At 45.8% G+C, this 17,822-nt stretch carries 14 protein-coding genes; 11 read left to right on the top strand and 3 right to left on the bottom strand.

The window, feature by feature from the left end:
• Positions 1–18 precede the first annotated feature (18 nt).
• From GC130_RS19095 to secG, 4 genes are read left to right on the top strand one after another with little or no spacing between them, the layout of a single operon-like run.
• Positions 19–1,305, top strand: a complete 1,287-nt coding sequence (locus GC130_RS19095; protein WP_151999950.1) for a sigma-54-dependent Fis family transcriptional regulator — start codon at positions 19–21, stop codon at positions 1,303–1,305.
• Positions 1,289–1,819: an LPS assembly lipoprotein LptE gene (gene lptE, locus GC130_RS19090; RefSeq protein ID WP_151999949.1), complete on the top strand. Its 531-nt coding sequence runs from the start codon at positions 1,289–1,291 to the stop codon at positions 1,817–1,819. Before GC130_RS19095 ends, lptE begins: the two co-directional genes overlap by 17 nt.
• Positions 1,820–1,856: 37 nt before the next feature.
• Positions 1,857–2,927, top strand: coding sequence for a hypothetical protein (locus GC130_RS19085; RefSeq protein WP_151999948.1), 1,071 nt, complete (start codon positions 1,857–1,859; stop codon positions 2,925–2,927).
• 6 nt (positions 2,928–2,933) lie between these two features.
• Positions 2,934–3,302 (top strand): preprotein translocase subunit SecG, encoded by a 369-nt coding sequence (secG, locus tag GC130_RS19080; RefSeq protein ID WP_151999947.1) that lies wholly within the window; start codon positions 2,934–2,936, stop codon positions 3,300–3,302.
• Positions 3,303–3,356: 54 nt separating this feature from the next.
• On the opposite strand, the gene GC130_RS19075 is transcribed toward secG, so the two are convergent.
• Positions 3,357–4,070: a hypothetical protein gene (locus GC130_RS19075; RefSeq protein ID WP_151999946.1), complete on the bottom strand. Its 714-nt coding sequence runs from the start codon at positions 4,068–4,070 to the stop codon at positions 3,357–3,359.
• Between the two features lie 288 nt (positions 4,071–4,358).
• On the opposite strand from GC130_RS19075, the gene groES reads away from it, so the two are divergent.
• From groES to GC130_RS19050, 5 genes are all read left to right on the top strand, one after another.
• On the top strand, positions 4,359–4,637 hold the full coding sequence (groES, locus tag GC130_RS19070) for a co-chaperone GroES (protein ID WP_151999945.1): 279 nt from the start codon (positions 4,359–4,361) through the stop codon (positions 4,635–4,637).
• A gap of 46 nt (positions 4,638–4,683) precedes the next feature.
• Positions 4,684–6,315 carry a chaperonin GroEL gene (gene groL, locus GC130_RS19065; protein WP_151999944.1) on the top strand — a complete coding sequence of 544 codons (1,632 nt, stop codon included), beginning with the start codon at positions 4,684–4,686 and terminating at the stop codon, positions 6,313–6,315.
• A 157-nt stretch (positions 6,316–6,472) separates the two neighbouring features.
• Positions 6,473–8,830 (top strand): TonB-dependent receptor, encoded by a 2,358-nt coding sequence (locus GC130_RS19060; RefSeq protein WP_151999943.1) that lies wholly within the window; start codon positions 6,473–6,475, stop codon positions 8,828–8,830.
• A 3-nt stretch (positions 8,831–8,833) separates the two neighbouring features.
• The gene (locus GC130_RS19055) at positions 8,834–9,739 is read left to right on the top strand and encodes a DUF4249 domain-containing protein (RefSeq protein WP_151999942.1); all 906 of its coding nucleotides are present in this window, start codon (positions 8,834–8,836) and stop codon (positions 9,737–9,739) included.
• A gap of 133 nt (positions 9,740–9,872) precedes the next feature.
• A complete protein-coding gene (locus GC130_RS19050; RefSeq protein WP_151999941.1) occupies positions 9,873–12,881 on the top strand; it encodes a CHAT domain-containing protein in 3,009 nt (1,002 codons plus the stop codon).
• Here the strand turns inward: GC130_RS19050 and GC130_RS19045 are convergent.
• Positions 12,878–14,413, bottom strand: a complete 1,536-nt coding sequence (locus tag GC130_RS19045; protein ID WP_151999940.1) for a peptide MFS transporter — start codon at positions 14,411–14,413, stop codon at positions 12,878–12,880. The genes GC130_RS19050 and GC130_RS19045 overlap by 4 nt on opposite strands.
• A gap of 254 nt (positions 14,414–14,667) precedes the next feature.
• Here GC130_RS19045 and pckA point away from each other — a divergent pair, with 254 nt between their 5' ends.
• Positions 14,668–16,239 (top strand): phosphoenolpyruvate carboxykinase (ATP), encoded by a 1,572-nt coding sequence (gene pckA / locus GC130_RS19040; RefSeq protein ID WP_151999980.1) that lies wholly within the window; start codon positions 14,668–14,670, stop codon positions 16,237–16,239.
• A 48-nt stretch (positions 16,240–16,287) separates the two neighbouring features.
• On the top strand, positions 16,288–16,956 hold the full coding sequence (locus GC130_RS19035) for a peptidoglycan DD-metalloendopeptidase family protein (RefSeq protein WP_226940549.1): 669 nt from the start codon (positions 16,288–16,290) through the stop codon (positions 16,954–16,956).
• Here the strand turns inward: GC130_RS19035 and GC130_RS19030 are convergent.
• Entirely contained in the window at positions 16,942–17,781 is an 840-nt protein-coding gene (locus tag GC130_RS19030) for a phosphoribosyltransferase family protein (RefSeq protein ID WP_151999939.1), read from the bottom strand. The genes GC130_RS19035 and GC130_RS19030 overlap by 15 nt on opposite strands.
• Positions 17,782–17,822 lie beyond the last annotated feature (41 nt).

Genomic DNA, 17,822 nt, shown 5'->3' with positions numbered 1-17,822 from the left:
TTTTGTTCACAGACGTTGATGGCAGTGAGAGACGAGGAAATTCAAAGTATAAAACAGAGGTTTGGTATCGTTGGCAGTAGCCCTTCGCTCAATCATGCCATTCAGGTAGCCTCGCAGGTGGCCCCCACCGACATGAGTGTGCTCATCACCGGAGAAAGCGGCAGCGGCAAGGAGTCGTTCTCGAAAATCATTCATTCGCTCAGCCACCGCAAGCACGGCCAGTTCATCGCCATTAACTGCGGCGCCATTCCGGAAGGCACCATCGACTCTGAGCTTTTTGGGCACGAAAAAGGCTCATTTACTGGGGCGCACGAAGCCAGAAAGGGATATTTCGAAGTAACCAACGGCGGAACAATATTCCTCGATGAAATCGGCGAAATGCCCATGAGCACGCAAGCCCGACTCCTCAGGGTGTTGGAATATGGCGAGTTTATTAAGGTGGGGTCTTCGAAGGTGCAAAAAGGCGATGTGCGGGTGATAGCGGCCACCAACGTTAACCTGCTTGAAGCCGTAGAAAACAAAAAATTCAGGGAAGACCTGTACTACAGACTAAACACCGTCCCGATTTACGTGCCAGCGCTTAGAGAGCGAGGCGAAGACGTCGACCTGCTTTTCAGAAAGTTTGCTGCTGATTTCTCCGAAAAGTACAGGGTCACCCCTATTAAGTTAACCCCAGAGGCTAAAATCGTTCTACTCAAATTCAGGTTTCCCGGCAACATCAGGCAGCTCAAAAACCTGGTAGAGCAAATGTCGGTGCTGGAAATGGAGCGGGAAGTAACCGCAGAAAGGCTGGCCACTTACCTGCCACAAAATGAGTCGAGGCTTCCGGCATTACTGAGGTCGCAGGTGAATGGCGAAAGCTCATTTTCCGAAAGAGACATCCTCTACAAAGTGCTTTTCGACATGAAGAAAGACATGTCGGAGCTCAAAAAACTTGTTTTCAGGTTACTTGATGACAGCGAAGGCAGCAAGAATGACATCTTAAGAGATCATCAGAATCTATTCGAAGATATGGACCAGGAGGTTGAGGAAATAACCGACGAGCCCTCTACACCCTATCTTATTCAACCATCTCAATCTTCTTCGGGCCATTCGGGCAAGTATGACCCCAACAGGATCGAAGACATTACCCACGAGGCAGAGGAGACGGAAAATGAGTCACTTTCTTTAGAGAAGAAAGAAAAGGAAATGATCATTCGGGCGTTGTTGAAAAACAACAATAAGAGAAAATATGCAGCACAGGACCTTGGCATTTCGGAAAGAACACTCTACCGCAAGATCAAACAGTATGAGATTGAAGAATAGTCACCTGCTCTGTTTGCTGCTATTGCTTGGTGGTCTGTCAGGCTGTGGTGTCTATTCATTCACCGGTGCCAACATTTCACCTGACGTAAAAACGGCGTCCATCCAAACCTTCTACAACAACTCACCACTTGGGCCATCCAACATGAGCGTGTTGTTTACCGAAAAACTGAAAGATTACTTCACCAAGAACACAAGCCTTACCCTCGTGCAGGACGAAGGAGATTTGCAGTTTGAAGGCACTATCGAAAATTACACATTAACGCCGGTTGCACCGCAAGCCAACAATACGTCCGGGCTGAGCTACTCTGCCTTGACCAGGATCACAATTTCAGTGAAAGTTTCCTACACGAACACCAAAGACGAAACCTTCAACTACCAAAGTAGAAACTTCTCTTTCTACAGGGATTTTGACCAGAATAGCACCAACCTCTCATCCGAAGAGCAGTCATTCGTTGAAGAGATATTTGACCAGATCGTTCTCGATATATTTAATAGTTCTGTGGCTAATTGGTAATTTTTCATAACTTTCAATTGCCATAAACCTATTTACTGTGAACAAAAAAGAGGTACTGCAAATCATTCGCAATCCTAAAGCCATCACGATCGGTCAATTGAAAGACATTGAGGAGATGGCTGCAGACTACCCCTATTTTCAGGGAGCCCACACCCTCGTTGCGATTGGCAACAAGAGCCAATCATCCCCCGACACTCAAAAAAGCGTTGTGAAAGCTGCGCTGTACGCAACCGACAGGCTGTACCTGAAAGAGCTTCTTGCAGGCAACATCAGCCAACCGGAGACCGCCGTTGTAGAGTCTCCCCCGGTCGAGGCTTCGCAGGAGGAGGCACCTGCCGAAGTAGTTAAAGAGCCTGCCGCAGAAGCACAGCAGGCTCCTCCAGAGGCAGCGCCAACAGCAACACAAAAAGAGGAAGTTGAGGAACCGCCTTTCGAGCCAGACCCTGCACCATCCGACACCGACTACAGTTCACATGAGCACCTAAGCGACTCCGAGCACGACGATCTTCTGAAGCAAGTGTTTGCCAACCTCGAGGCATTAAAAAAGACCAAGTCGCACTACCTTGAAGTGGAAAGAAAGCTTGAAGATGCAGAGTTTGAAGAGGCCCAGGCCAAAGCAGTAAAAAAAGCAACCAGCAATCAGGCGAAACCTAAACCCAATCAAAAAAAAACGGTTAAAACTTCCGCCAGGGACGCTTCGGCTGCCAAAAAAAAAATAGCTAAAACTGCCACATCAGGGCAGGCAAAGCAAAAACCAACGGGAGCTGCTAAGACTAAGGCAGCGGGCTCATCAACTTCAAAAACAGCAACGGCCGATGCGGTTGCTAATCCAATAAAAAAAAACGATCAGGCAAGCATCATTGACGCTTTCATAAAGACCAACCCATCGATCAAGCCACAAACACAGGAAAGCCAGAAGGTAGATGCGAAAGACCTCTCGGAGCCTTCACAGAAGCTGAAAGACGAGTTGGTAACGGAAAACCTGGCGCTCATTCTTACCAAGCAAGGGAAAAATGAAAGAGCCGTTGAGGTTTATGAGAAATTAATTTTGAAAATTCCTGAGAAAAAGGCGTACTTTGCGGCTCGTATTGCAGATTTACAAAAATAACCCTTCATGTTAGCAGTAATAATAGGTTTAACAATACTCGCAGCACTATTGCTTGTATTAGTAGTATTGGCACAAAATTCTAAAGGTGGCGGTCTTTCCAGTCAGTTTGGCGGAGCAGGTGCCAGCCAGGTAATGGGTGTGAAGAAGACTGGTGACATTCTTGAAAAAGCAACATGGGGACTGGCTATAGCTATTATGGTTTTGAGCCTATCTACCAACTTTTTCCTTGACACAACGGCCAGAGATTCTGGAGTAAATAGTCCAAACATTAACAGGGCACAGGAGAAAACGATCATACCTGGTATGCCAACGGACGGTGGCGCTGAGGAAGAGGCTCTTCCTTTGAACCTGGACACTGACACTACCCAGCAGTAAAAAACACCAAAAAAAATAGAAGCCCAGTCGACTTGCGTTGGCTGGGCTTTCTTTTTAAGAGACACTGATATTTCGCACAAGTAGTCTTTTGGCTATTGGAAGTAGTGTTTCCGGCAACGGGAAGAATTGTTTGCTGACTATGGCGTAAGTGGCCGGATTGGGCAAGTTGGCAAACTTCTTCACAAGCTTGAGCTTGATGTGTTCGAAGGTATTTGAAAGAGTTCTTTCTTCTCTCTTCAGAAAATGAGTATTGATTCCCCTGAACTTCTCATTCGACTGTTCAAAGAAAGTGAGCTGATACTGGTATATGTTCACGTCGCTGCTCACATCCTGACTCAAAAACAAATAACCTTCGTTGGTGTAAATGGGCGTAACACCCACTGGCAGAAACTCCAGGTTATTCTCCACAAACTCATAAATCTCCTTCCCAACCTCCAGGGCATTCTGAAACTTTGGCATCGCAAACTCCACAATGCTCTCTATTTCAAGCATCAGGTCGTCGTCCTCCACCAGCTTTTTGTAGGTAAGCTTCAGCTTGCTAAAATCAGCTTTGGAGATGGATTTAGGGAAGTTCTCATACAGTAATGACTTGTTGCTCTTTATGGTCATCAGGTTTTGGTAGTGAAAAACCATGTCTGACATAAACGGATAGAGCTTTTTGTCATCGAAATGCGCCTTTACGTTTTTGAGATACGCCAAAAGCACGTACTTTTTGTACTCAAAATCAATCAATCCATCGGTTAACCAATCCACTTTCAATTGTTCCATATTCGTTGATTTTTTTGTCACACATCAAAATATAAAAAGCTTGAAGCAACGAGTCAAGTAGATGCAGAAATGAAGCCAACTTTTCCGCTTCCTGGCTGACACGGTAGACGGGATTATGTCAGGCAATGAAAATTTGTCAGGCATCCTGTCATCTTTTCAAACCAACACTGACAGTTGACGGCCAAAATGGTGCAATTTGGCATGACTTGGCAGTCAAAACGTGAGTGGCACAAGATGTGCAAGCGGTGGTACATAGAATTTAAATAACCACTAAAATTCAAAACCAATATGTCAAAAGTAAATTTCAAACCATTAGCAGACAGAGTGCTGGTGGAGCCAGCACCTGCAGAAGAAAAAACAGCTTCTGGTATCATCATTCCCGACACTGCTAAAGAAAAGCCACAAAAAGGTCAGATCGTGGCTATTGGCACTGGCAAGAAAGATGAGCCTATCAACGTAAAAGTTGGTGATCAGGTACTATATGGCAAATACTCTGGCACTGAGATCGCCATTGATGGCAAAGACTACCTTATCATGAGAGAGTCTGACATTTTTGGCATTATCTAATTAGACAACAAAAAATTATCTGTAAAGAGTAAAAACACAGAAAACTATGGCAAAGGAAATTTTCTTTAATACCGACGCAAGAAACAAACTGAAGAAGGGCGTTGACACACTTGCAAATGCAGTGAAGGTAACGCTTGGACCTAAAGGTCGGAACGTCATTCTTGACAAGAAATTTGGTGCTCCTACCGTAACAAAAGACGGTGTGTCAGTAGCCAAAGAAATCGAATTGAAAGACCCTATCGAAAACATGGGTGCTCAGTTGGTGAAGGAAGTGGCTTCCAAAACTGCTGACGCTGCTGGTGACGGTACTACCACTGCGACTGTTCTTACACAGGCGATATTCACAGTAGGTATCAAAAACGTAGCCGCTGGTGCTAACCCAATGGATCTTAAGCGTGGCATCGACAAAGCAGTATCTGCGGTTGTTACACACCTTAGAGGCCAGTCAAAAACTATCAATAACTCTAGCGAAATTGCTCAGGTAGCTGGTATCTCTGCTAATGGAGATGCTGAGATCGGTAAAATGATTGCCGATGCAATGGACAAAGTAGGTAAAGACGGTGTGATCACTGTTGAAGAAGCCAAAGGAACGGAAACTGAAGTAAGAACTGTAGAAGGTATGCAGTTTGACCGTGGTTACCTTTCTCCATACTTCGTAACCAACACGGAGAAAATGGAAGCTGACCTTGAGAACCCTTACATCCTGATCTACGACAAAAAGATCAGCAGCATGAAAGAGTTGCTTCCAGTACTTGAAGCAACTGCTCAAACAGGCAAGCCTCTTGTGATCATCTCTGAAGATGTAGACGGCGAAGCATTGGCTACACTTGTAGTAAACAAAATCCGTGGTGCACTAAAAGTGGCCGCTGTCAAAGCCCCTGGCTTCGGTGACCGTAGAAAAGCGATGTTGGAAGACATTGCTATCCTTACTGGTGGCACCGTAATCTCTGAAGAAAGAGGCTACAAACTTGAAAACGCTACACTTGACTCACTTGGAAGAGCAGAAAAAATCAACATCGACAAAGACAATACTACTATTGTTAATGGTGCTGGTACTGCTGCCGACATCAAAGGTCGTGTGAACCAGATCAAGGCGCAGATTGAAGCTACTACTTCTGACTACGACAAAGAGAAACTTCAGGAAAGACTTGCTAAGCTTTCTGGTGGTGTAGCTATCCTTTACATTGGTGCTGCCACTGAAGTGGAAATGAAAGAGAAGAAAGACAGAGTAGATGACGCTCTTCACGCTACAAGAGCCGCCGTTCAGGAAGGCGTAGTAGCTGGTGGTGGCGTTGCACTTATCCGTGCCATCGAATCTCTTGACAAACTGAAGACAGACAACGAAGACCAGGCGATTGGTGTGAACATCATCCGTGTAGCTTTGGAGTCTCCTTTGAGAACCATCGTTGAAAACGCTGGTGGCGAAGGTTCAGTGATCGTTCAGAAAATCAGAGAAGGCAAAAATGACTTCGGTTACAATGCTGCCACTGACACGTTCGAAAACATGTTCAAGGCTGGTGTAATTGACCCAACCAAGGTAACTCGCCTTGCCCTTGAAAATGCTGCTTCTATCGCTGCTCTTCTGCTTACTACCGAAGCTGTAGTAGCTGAAAACCCAGAGGACGAGAAGGGAATGCCTCCAATGCCAGGCGGCGGCGGAATGGGCGGAATGATGTAATCATTCATCAACATTCATATATTTGCAAAGGCGCTGAAATTCAGCGCCTTTCTTTTTTTCCCCTGACCAAAACGTCAACGGCATAGGTTTTCACAACTTATCTGGTATAATTTGTGTCATTTTTCAACGTTACCTAACGTCAACCTACTTTTTTACCATGAGATACCTGCTGCTTTTTAGCCTTTTTTGCGTTACAAGTATCGCCTTTGCTCAATCGAACACTATTTCAGGTTACGTAAGAGACCGTGAAACAGGCGAAAGCCTGATTGGTGCCAATGTGTTTGACAAAAGCACTTTGAAGGGTACCACCACCAATCATTTCGGCTACTACACGCTGCCACTCTCCTACTCAGAAGTTCACCTGGTTTTTTCATACGTCGGCTATTTGCCGATAGATACGCTCATCACTCTCAAGGGCAATGTGGAGCTCTCCATCCGGCTGATCCCACAAAGCATGCTTGATGAGATAGTGGTGACTGCCGAAGAAGACCTCGTCGACATGCCTCAAATGAGTAAAATTGGCATCCCGGTAGACCAGATCAAATCGCTTCCCGCCCTGGCTGGCGAGGTCGACATTTTTAAAGCATTGCAGCTCATGCCCGGCATTCAGTCCGGTTCCGAAGGCAGCAGTGGCCTGTATGTGCGGGGTGGCGGACCTGACCAAAACCTCATCCTCCTCGACGGAGTGCCGGTTTACAACGCCTCCCACCTCTTCGGTTTCTTCTCCGTTTTTAATGCGGATGCCATCAATAACGTGGAAGTAATAAAAGGTGGGTTTCCTGCCAGATATGGAGGCAGGCTATCCTCTGTGATTGACATTTCGATGAAAGAGGGTAACAACAGAGAATTAAAAGGAACCGGCTCTATTGGTCTTATTTCGTCAAAGCTTACGCTGGAAGGCCCGCTGAAAAAAGAAAAATCCTCATTCATCGTTTCGGCCCGAAGAACCTATATCGACATTCTGGCAAGGCCCCTTATTAAAGCGAACACTGATGGCGATGAAACGGCTGGCTACTTTTTTTACGACCTCAACGCCAAGGTCAACTACACCTTCTCCGACCGTGACAGGATTTACCTCAGCACCTACACAGGTGACGATAAAGCCTACGCCAGAAGCAAAGACTTTTATGTATCGGACAATACGAGGTACGACTACAAAGATGAGTTTGGCCTCAAGTGGGGCAATATCACTTCGGCCTTCAGATGGAACCATGTTTTCAGTCCCAAGATATTCAGTAATGTGACGGCCACCTACAGCAAGTACCAGTTCGACATCTTCCAGGAATACTATAACAAAACAACCACCCCCACCGAAACTACCGAAGACAGCGGTGCTACCCGGTATTTTTCAGGCATCCAAGACCTGGCCCTTAAAACAGACTTTGAGTTCACCCCTCACGTCGATCATCAGTTGAGAGCGGGAGCCAGCGCTATTCATCACACCTTTAATCCCGGTATTCTGGCCTATACTGCCTCCAACGATGCAGACACAACGCTGGGCTCCACCAAAACCAGAGGACTTGAGCTGGCCACCTATTTTGAAGATGACTGGACTATCTCCAAAGCGATCAGGGTCAATGCGGGAGTTCATTTCTCAGCCTTCAATGTCAATAATATTTGGTACCAAAAAGTGCAACCCCGGATCAATGCCCGTTATTTGTTCGGCAACGGCCTGGCTATTAAAGCTTCTTATGCCACCATGGCACAGTTCATTCACCTGCTCACCAACAGCAGCATAGGGCTGCCCACAGACCTGTGGGTGCCTGCCACCAAAAACATCAAGCCTCAATACTCTTCCCAGGTGGCAATAGGTGTAGCCAAGAACATCACCAAAACCTATGAGGTGAGTATAGAGGCATACTACAAGGACATGACCAACCTGATCGAGTACAGTGAAGGGGCCAGTTACATCGATCCTCAGAAAGACTGGCAAAGCAAGGTCTCGACAGGCAATGGGGTAAGTTACGGGACGGAATTGCTTATCCAGAAAAAGACTGGGAGATTCTCGGGCTGGATCGGTTACACATTGTCTCGAACGGAAAGAACGTTCCCCGACTTGAATTTTGGAAAAACCTACCCCTACAAATACGACCGGCGGCACGATGTAAGCCTTGTTGGTATTTATAAAGTTCGGGACGACTTTGAGTTCAGTGCTACCTGGGTATATGGCACTGGCAATGCAGTGAGTTTACCTGAGGAAAGATATGCCGGGCAGGGGCATTCGTATAGCACCGGGCCAGGTGGCCAAACCTATTATTACTACAATGAGCTTCTGGACTATCCATCCCGCAATAATTATAGGATGCGTGCCTACCATCGGCTGGATATAAGTGTGAGTAAGACAAAGAAAAAGAAGTGGGGCCAGCAGACCTGGTCATTTGGCGCTTACAATGCTTATAGCCGATCCAACCCGTTTTTTATGGACATTGGGTATGATAGAAGTGGCAACAAAAAGTTCAAGCAGTACAGCTTATTCCCAATTATCCCGTCTGTTCGTTACAACTTTGAATTCTAAGCTATGAGATATTTATTCGTCCTACTCGCAGTTTGTGCGATATCGTGTGAAGTTGTGGTTGATGTGGATATTCCTATTAAACCCGCTTCCATCACAGTTCATAGCACTATCAACCCCGACAGCACTTTTCAGGTGCAACTTACTGCTAGCCAAAATATCCTGAGCAACAATCAGTTTTCGACAATACCGGAAGCAACTGTCAATATCTATGACGGTGAGATCCTTGTGGAAACCCTCGTGCAGAATAGCGAAGATGGCTACAAGGGCACATTAAAACCTTTAAAGGGGCACACATATACCATTGAAGCATCGAAAACCAACTACAAAACTGTAACTGCCACTGACGTCGTTCCCAGCCAAAATGTGAAGCTCAACAAAGTAACATTCGCCAAAAACGCTAATGACGAGTATAACCAGCAGCAATACAGCATGACGATTGAATTCGACGATCCAAAAGGCGAAAATTATTATGAAATCGGCTTGTACGGACCGGAGTTGCATTATGAACGGGACGAAGATACCGGAGAGTATGTTGTTGTTGATACTGTGATGATTCAATACCCTATTGATAGCGAAGATGGAATCTTCACGGTTGAGCAATATTACTCGGATCGATTCTGGTCTTTTTCCGATGATGTTGTAGACGGCAAAACAGTTAAAATCAATTTCAACACCTATATCTACCCGTTTTGGAATGAGACAGTTGATGAAGTGGAAGTTTTGGTTGCCGTGCGGGAGATATCCTATTCTATGTTCAAGTACAAGCAAACGGCCAATCTTCAACGATCATTGGACGGAGACCCCTTCGCCGAGCCAGTACCTGTCTACAATAATGTTAAGAATGGCTACGGCATCTTTGGCGCCTATCAACAGACAACAAGCACAGTTACAGTTCGCAAAGAAGAGTAGTCCGACCCGAAACGGCACTTATTCAGTATCCAGTCAGGGGGCAAACCTCCTGCTTGCTGCAATACCTGATTTAGAACTAGTCTTACTTGCTCACCTTCGCTATTCTGGCTACCTTTCTACCTGAATTCTTCTTATGAGAGCCAAGTTAATCACCCTCATTGCAATAGCATTTACCTGCTTTCAGGCAAAGGCTGCCGACGACCCCGAAAAGGATACCACCGAAGTGCTAACTGAAATAGAACTTCAGATGCTAAAGGCAGATTCGTTGAAGCAGATGAATCAGTTTGAGCTGGCGCTGGAGTATTGGGAATTTGTGTTGACCGACTTCACCAGCAGCCATATGAATCGGCTGAGAGCCCTTAACGAGAGTGCAGACTTGTATAGGGAACTTGACTTAAAAACTAAAAGCAAAGACCGGTTAACGGAGGCCAGGGCGCAACTTCCCTCCAATACAGAACATAAAAACCTCAGAAGTGAAAACCTGCTCTTTTGGGGAAGGTATTACAGTGACACTAACCAAAAAGACTCTGCGCTGCAAAGCTTTAGGAATGCTGCATTTTTGGCGGAAGAAATAAACGATAATAGACTCAAATTCCTCAGTTGGGTTGAGCTTGGTAATTTTTACAGAAACACCGTCAACAACGACTTAGCGGCTGTCTATTACTACAACAAAGCCGTCTCCCTATCGGAAGAAGGTAAAGTTAACATGCCAATCATTGAAGCTCGTACGAGCTTTGCAATGGCGGAGACTGCCAATGAATTGAATGAAAAAGAAAAGGCCATTGATTACAGTCAGGAAGCCCTTCATCTCATGGACTCGTTGGAAGCGTCTGTACATTATGATTTTATTGCCAATCTGAATTACCTGATGGCGACCCTCTATATTGGGTTGAACGAGCCGGAAGATGCCATCAAGCGCCTAACCCGGGCTATTGATCTCCGTAAAACCTATAGCCCCGAAGACCAAACTTACAATAAGACCTACTACTACCCCACTCTGTCGATGGCCTATGAGGCTACACACTCGTTCGATTCGGCAATTTTGATAGAAGAACGCTTAAGCTCGCTAACGTCATCAGACGACATCAATACCAGGCTGGAAACGCAATACAGGCTTGCCATTCTTTACCTCAAGCAAGGAGACCTATTACAGGCTAACAAGCTTAGCTCTGCGTACCTCAAATATCATATAGCAAATTCTGCGCCTTCAAGTCCGGAAGTTTTCAAAGCACTTATAGCCAGGGCCGACTACTTTTTCGCCGCCAATTTGCCCGATTCGGCTTTCCACTTTTACACCCGAAGTTTGAAAACAATTGATGGAGGTCTTACCATTGACAATTTGGCTGAAAAAGTAAGCGAAGCACAAATATCAGCACATTTACTACCACGAGTTATGGCTGCTATGGAAAAAATTGCCATTGCCATCGTGAGTGAGGAGTATGTTTCGACAGAAAGACTGACCAATGGCTTGAGCATGCTGGAAGCGACACTGGAATATACGAGATACAACTCACCCTACGGCCTCCCTGATGAGCAGGTAGTTCTAGACAGAATAGCTAGCTTTCATCTCTTGACTGAATATGCACTTGGTGCGTCGTATCAGCTCTACGAGCGAACCAGAGAGAAATTATACTGGACAAAAGCGTTGCAGCTCATAGAAAATGACAAGCTCATACGCATTCGAAAAGAAGCTGCGGAGGCTATGTTCCTCAACAAAGCAGGACTTCCCGATTCACTGGAGTCAACTTTCGCCGATCTCAACAAAGAAATATTGGATCGTATTGACGAACTGGAGCTCGCCATCAACGACGTTGAAAGAGTAACCAGAGAGGATTTATTGATTGAAAGCTTTGGCAAAATGGTGAGTTGGAGGGCAAAAGCGCAAAATTATATGAAGAACAGTAGCACCGAGTATTCACTGTTCGATGATGTTACCTTCATGGACTTCCACAACCATTCTAACATTCACCTAATCGAATATTTTTATGGAGTTCGTCACGTGTATGGACTCAGCGTAAGTGACTCATCCAGCATGTTCATTGAAAATGAAGTAAATCCTGAGTTTGAAGCCAAAATACAACGATTCCTGTCGCATTTTTGGATCACACCATCCGAATTTTCCCAGGATGAAATGGTTGACTTTATTGAAAGCTCGAACATTCTATATAATGAGATCGTAGCGCCATTGCTTCCAAACCTACCAAGCGAAAAAACGATTGTTTTGGCCCCTGACGGACTCATTAAATTGATCCCCTTCGAGACGCTGCTAGTAGAAGTGCCTTCCAATCCAACAGGCTATAACACTTTGCCCTACCTCGTCAAATATACCTCGATCTCGTATATTACTTCGGCTGAAATGCTTCTCGATCACCCTCCGGTATTGCCAAAACACAATTCCCAATTGACCTCTTTTGCATTGAAAAGCAGGTACAACACCAGCGACACAACCTCCAGCTACATCATGCAGGAAATCAAAAACTCCAGGCTCTATTTTGAGGGCTTGACGTTTCGGGGTGAGCAGGCAACAAAAGATGCCTTCATCAGAATAGCTCCCCGATTTGAAATTCTCTATCTGTTGATTCACGGTGATGCGATTGACTATCCCAAGCTAATATTCAACCCGGGAAAAACCACTAATATCGAACGAAACCTTTATAGCCACGAGATTTATAATCTTGACCTGTCAGGCAATGTCATTGTATTAACTTCGACAGAGACAGGCATGGGGCTGATACCGCACGGCGAGGCGGTTATTAGTATGGTGAGAGCTTTCCTGTCTGCCGGCAGTGGCACGGTGGTTTTAGGCCTCTGGGAAGCCCACGACGAGCACAGCAAAAATATTATAGGCAGCTTTTTCAAAAAGCTGTCTCTGGGAAACAACACACTTCAAGCGCTGAGGGATGCCAAACTTGAGTACTTGTCTACCGCTGACAAGCTGTCGGCCCACCCTCACAACTGGGCGGAACTTATTTCGTATGGAGAACCCGTGCAGGTAACCACGGAGAAGGACAACGCATACCTTATCTGGGTGCTTCTTTTTTTCTTTATCCTCCCAATTCTCGTCACTATCTCATCTGTAAGAGAGAAATACATCGACAAAATAGAAGCTGAAGACAATACCCGGCAACAGGTTCACCACTAGTGAACTTCCTTCATCCATTTCTTCAGCCAGGGACTCAGCACCACCACCAGCAGCGCAAAGCCAAATGACACGTAGGCGATCTTTTCGAAGCCGTTGAGGTACACATCAAGCGTGTCCCAACCGCCTACCTGATCGGCCGACTGGCTCGATTCAATGGCAAGATACTCTCCAACAATCCCGCCGATCTGGAAGGCAAAAGCGGATGACATAAACCAAACACCCATCATAAACGACTTGATTTTAAGAGGTGAAAGGCTGGTTATTTTTGAAAGACCAACGGGCGACATGAAGAGTTCGCCTGTAGAAATGAACAGGTACATGACGACAAGAAAAATAAAGGGAACGAATCCATTGTCATCCGCAAAACTCTTACTCAAGCTGATAATCAAAAAACCGACGCCCAGCTGGGCAAGCCCCATGGCAAATTTATAGGGTGTTCTTGGGTTCTTTCCTTTTTTCGAAAGCCACATCCACACAACCGGCATCACCATTGAAAACACAACTATAAAGAATGGATTCAGTGAGTTGGTGCCGGCTGCATCCATCCACACCAGGTTCACATTTCTGGCGGCAAACAATGTAATGATGCTGCCCGATAATTCATGAAAACCCCAAAAGAAAGACATAAACATGGTGAGGAAAACAGCCACGACCAGCTTCTGCCATTCCTCCTTTGGAAGCTTAATACTTACCCAAACCAGGTACCCGATGATCACAATCAACAGAACATAGAAGAAGAGTCTTACTATTGATCCTTCAAAAATGTTCCCAATGGTGTAAATAGTGTAGTCGGAGATCATTAGTGTGATCACAGGAACGGCAGCAAATGACAAAAGAGGCACCCAAACACCGACCTTCAACCCTGCCCACTTTTTTTCTAGTTTTTCTGGTTGCAAGGGATATCCCTTATCACCGAACACTCCGCTTCGGGAGCCATAGACAAATGTAACAAGCCCTAACACCATCCCCACGCCTGCCGCACCAAAACCGTAGTGCCAGCCATAGGCGCTTGCAAGCCACGCACACAGCAGCGGCGCTGTGAAGGCGCCGATATTGATCCCCATGTAGAAGATGGTAAAACCGCCATCCTGTCTGGGGTCATTTTTTTCATAAAGCGTGCCTACAAAAGTTGAGATGTTTGACTTGAAATATCCCGTGCCGATGATGATTAAAGCAAGGCCAGCAAAAAAAGTTGCCTGATTGTCGATAGCCAAAACGAAATGGCCGATTGACATCATGACCCCGCCAAGAATAATCGACTTTCTGTTACCTAAAAGAGCATCTGACACCCTACCGCCAAGCACGGTACTTGCATAGACCAGACTTCCGTAGGAAGCATAAATAATAATCGAACGGGTATCTCTGTCTGCAAACGCTTCAAACAACTTATTGACCATGTAGAGCGTCAGCAACGCCCGCATGCCATAGAAGCTAAAACGCTCCCATAGCTCAGCAAAAAACAGATAAAATAACCCTTTAGGATGGCCAAACATTTGTGGCGTTGCGGTACTCGCAGAATCATTATTTGACATATGCTTCTTCTTTTTCTCGAGGTAAAAAACCTAAATTGCAATCGTTTTCGGTGGATAAAATTAACGCAAGTAATGAAAATATTGCCTACATACAAAACCTGCAAATAATCTGTTGCCGAGCTGACAATCGTCAACATTTTTGACTGAAGAGCTAGTTACATTGAATACAACATATAACCCAAAAATTCCTTATGCAAGATGTAATCTCAAAAGCCCCCGAAGTTTTTACATGGGAGCCACATTCCGGGTCGCCGATGGAAAAACTCCAACGCACGGCTAAAGAACTGAAATGGAACCTCAGCCCGGCCGAGTTGATTGAGGAAGCACTGTCGAATCAGGAAGGTCACCTCACCAGTACTGGAGCGTTTATGTGCGACACAGGCCAGTTTACAGGTAGGTCTCCGAAGGATAGGTTTATTGTGAAAGACGAAAAAACGGAGAAGACCGTCTGGTGGGGAGACATCAACATCCCTATCTCAGAAGCCTATTTCGACAAGCTATATTATAAGATGGTCACCTTTTTGGAAGGAAAGAAGGTTTACATAAGGGACGCTTACGCAGGAGCCGACAAAGACTACCAACTAAATCTGCGAATCGTGAATACCCTTGCTTGGCAAAATCTATTCTGCCACAACATGTTCCTTCGCCCAACAAAGGATGAACTCAAAAACTTTGCTCCCAATTTCACCATCATTTGTATCCCGGAATTCAAAGCCGACCCCAAAACTGATGGTGTCAGGCAGGAAAACTTTGCCATCCTCAACATGAGCAAAAAAGTGATTCTTATAGGAGGTACAGGCTACGCCGGGGAAATGAAAAAAGGTGTTTTCTCAGTTTTGAATTACCTGCTGCCACACGACCACCACGTGCTGTCGATGCACTGTAGCGCCAATATTGGCAAAGAAGGAGACACAGCTATCTTTTTCGGCCTGTCCGGCACAGGCAAAACCACACTCTCAGCTGATCCTGAAAGGATGTTGATTGGCGATGACGAGCATGGCTGGACAGACAAGAAAGTTTTCAATTTTGAAGGCGGATGCTACGCTAAAGTCATTAATTTAACCCGGGACGAAGAGCCCGAGATATGGGATGCCATATCGTTTGGTGCCATTGTGGAGAATACCAGATTTTTTCCAGGAACACACGAAGTTGACTACACAGACAAATCAGTCACGCAAAATACCCGCACAGCCTATCCGATCAGCCACATAAAAAGTGCTGTCTCCCCTTCTATTGGAGGTATTCCTAAGAACATATTTTTCTTAACAGCGGATGCTTTCGGTGTGTTGCCTCCTATTTCGAAGCTAACAAAGGGTCAGGCCATGTATCATTTCATCTCAGGATACACCGCCAAAGTTGCCGGTACTGAGGCAGACGTCACCGAACCACAAATGGTGTTCTCGGCATGTTTTGGTGCCCCTTTCATGCCATTGCACCCAACAACCTACGCAGAAATGCTCGGGGAAAAAATGGATAAGCACCAGGTCAATATTTGGCTGGTAAACACAGGATGGACAGGTGGCCCCTACGGCGTTGGCGAACGCATGAAGCTAAAGTACACGAGGGCAATGATTTCGGCGGCACTTGAAGGCAACCTGGAGCATGTGGCCTACAAGCCACACAGCATCTTTGGCACCCTCATTCCTTTGGAATGCGCTGGCGTGCCCTATCACGTGCTTAGCCCAAGGCAGACCTGGAATGATGATGAGAGGTATTATAAAAAGGCCAATGAGCTGGCAAGAGCCTTTGTCGATAATTTCAAAAAGTATGAGAGCTTTGCCAATAAGGAAATCCTCGAAGGGGCTCCTAAACCCAACGATAGTTAACACTAAAAAATGTAATTTGAAGCCCTTTTGAAATCAAAAGGGCTTTTTATGCAACTCAAAGAAATTCTTTCAAAATATCAATCCAGCTTTCATGAGGTAATGAAAGGTGTACACGACACCTCCAACCTGATAAAGGTAGACATGTCCAGGTACAACAAGGAGTTGATGGCTGTCGATGTCAACAACACAGTGGCGTTCACCGAATGGATGGAAGAACAGCTGGATGGAAAAATCGGTTGGGGTGGATATATGGAGCACCGGGAAATCTACAGGAGAAGTAAACACTTCGACGGGCAGGGTGAGCCCAGGAGCCTTCATCTGGGCATTGACCTTTGGGTACCTGCTGGCACCGCTCTTTATTGCCCGCTGGACGGCTTCGTTGAGAGCTTTGCTGACAATATCGGCTTCGCCAATTACGGACCCACGATCATTTTGAAACACCTGCTGGATGGCCAAGTCTTCTACACACTCTATGGCCATTTGAGCCGGTCGTCATTAATCAGCTTATCTATCGGTGAACAAATCCAGCGAGGATCAAAATTTGCTACACTGGGCGACAACGAAGAAAATGGCAACTGGCCGCCTCACCTGCACTTTCAACTAATCACAGACTTGATGGGAAAGGTTGGAGATTACCCGGGGGTCGCCGCTCTGTCTGACAGAAGTCTCTTTGAAAAGGTTTGCCCCGACCCCAACCTTGTGCTAAACTGCCAATGAAAGCAGGGCGGGCTTGCCATCCAACACCTCTCTTAGCAGAAGATAATTTGTTTCGTACTCTGGCATCACATGGTAGCCATCGCCGCAGATACAGTCATCCAGACGAGTCAAAACCGCTGGCGGTATCTCAAGAAGAAAACTCCTTAGTTCACCAAGGTTTTGGTACGACAGCACATATTTGCAAACCCGGGCGTTGACGTGGAAAAGGCCTTTCTCAATAATTGCAAGAATATCATTCACTGAAGTAATTGCAGTGTTGTTAATATCAAACTCCACCGATGGAAGGAAGTCGCCTTGCAGGAAACCCACATATGCAAAAACTACTTCGTCTACCACCCCGGCTATTGTGTCAGTCAACTTTCTTTCGTGGGCGCCTGTTACCCGCAGGTCGTCTACCAAAATCAACTTTTTATGTCTGAATAGGTGATCATCGATAGTAAGAATATTTCTATCCATGAGTGAAAACCTGTCAGCCGTCGGCATCGACCCATAGTCATTAGCAAACACAGTTTCTCTTCCAACCTTGGCTTTTTGAAGCAAAGGAAAATAGCCCTGAAGCGACTCATAAACCAACTGAGCAATCGCTTCCGCTGCCGTGGGCGCTACTTTGTAAGCCGAGGCACACACAATCACCTGCTCATTTCGCCAATGCCCATAGTCACGCAGAAGCCTCTCAGTGATTTGGTCAGCATAGATCCGGGCACTCACATGGCAGCCGTATTTGAATAGGCTATATTGTCGGGTATCGAACAAAAATCCCTCCTGATCATAGAACGTATCAGATCTGTATGAAAGTTGATAGAGTGAAAAACTGTTCACGGTCATTTCAGCGAACGATGATTGTTAAATTTTCCGTGAAGTACCGG

The organism is Imperialibacter sp. EC-SDR9 (assembly GCF_902498805.1).
In the GTDB taxonomy this organism is placed as follows: domain Bacteria; phylum Bacteroidota; class Bacteroidia; order Cytophagales; family Cyclobacteriaceae; genus Imperialibacter.
Note: the sequence above shows the minus strand (reverse complement) of the source record. Positions and strands in the feature narration are given on the sequence as shown.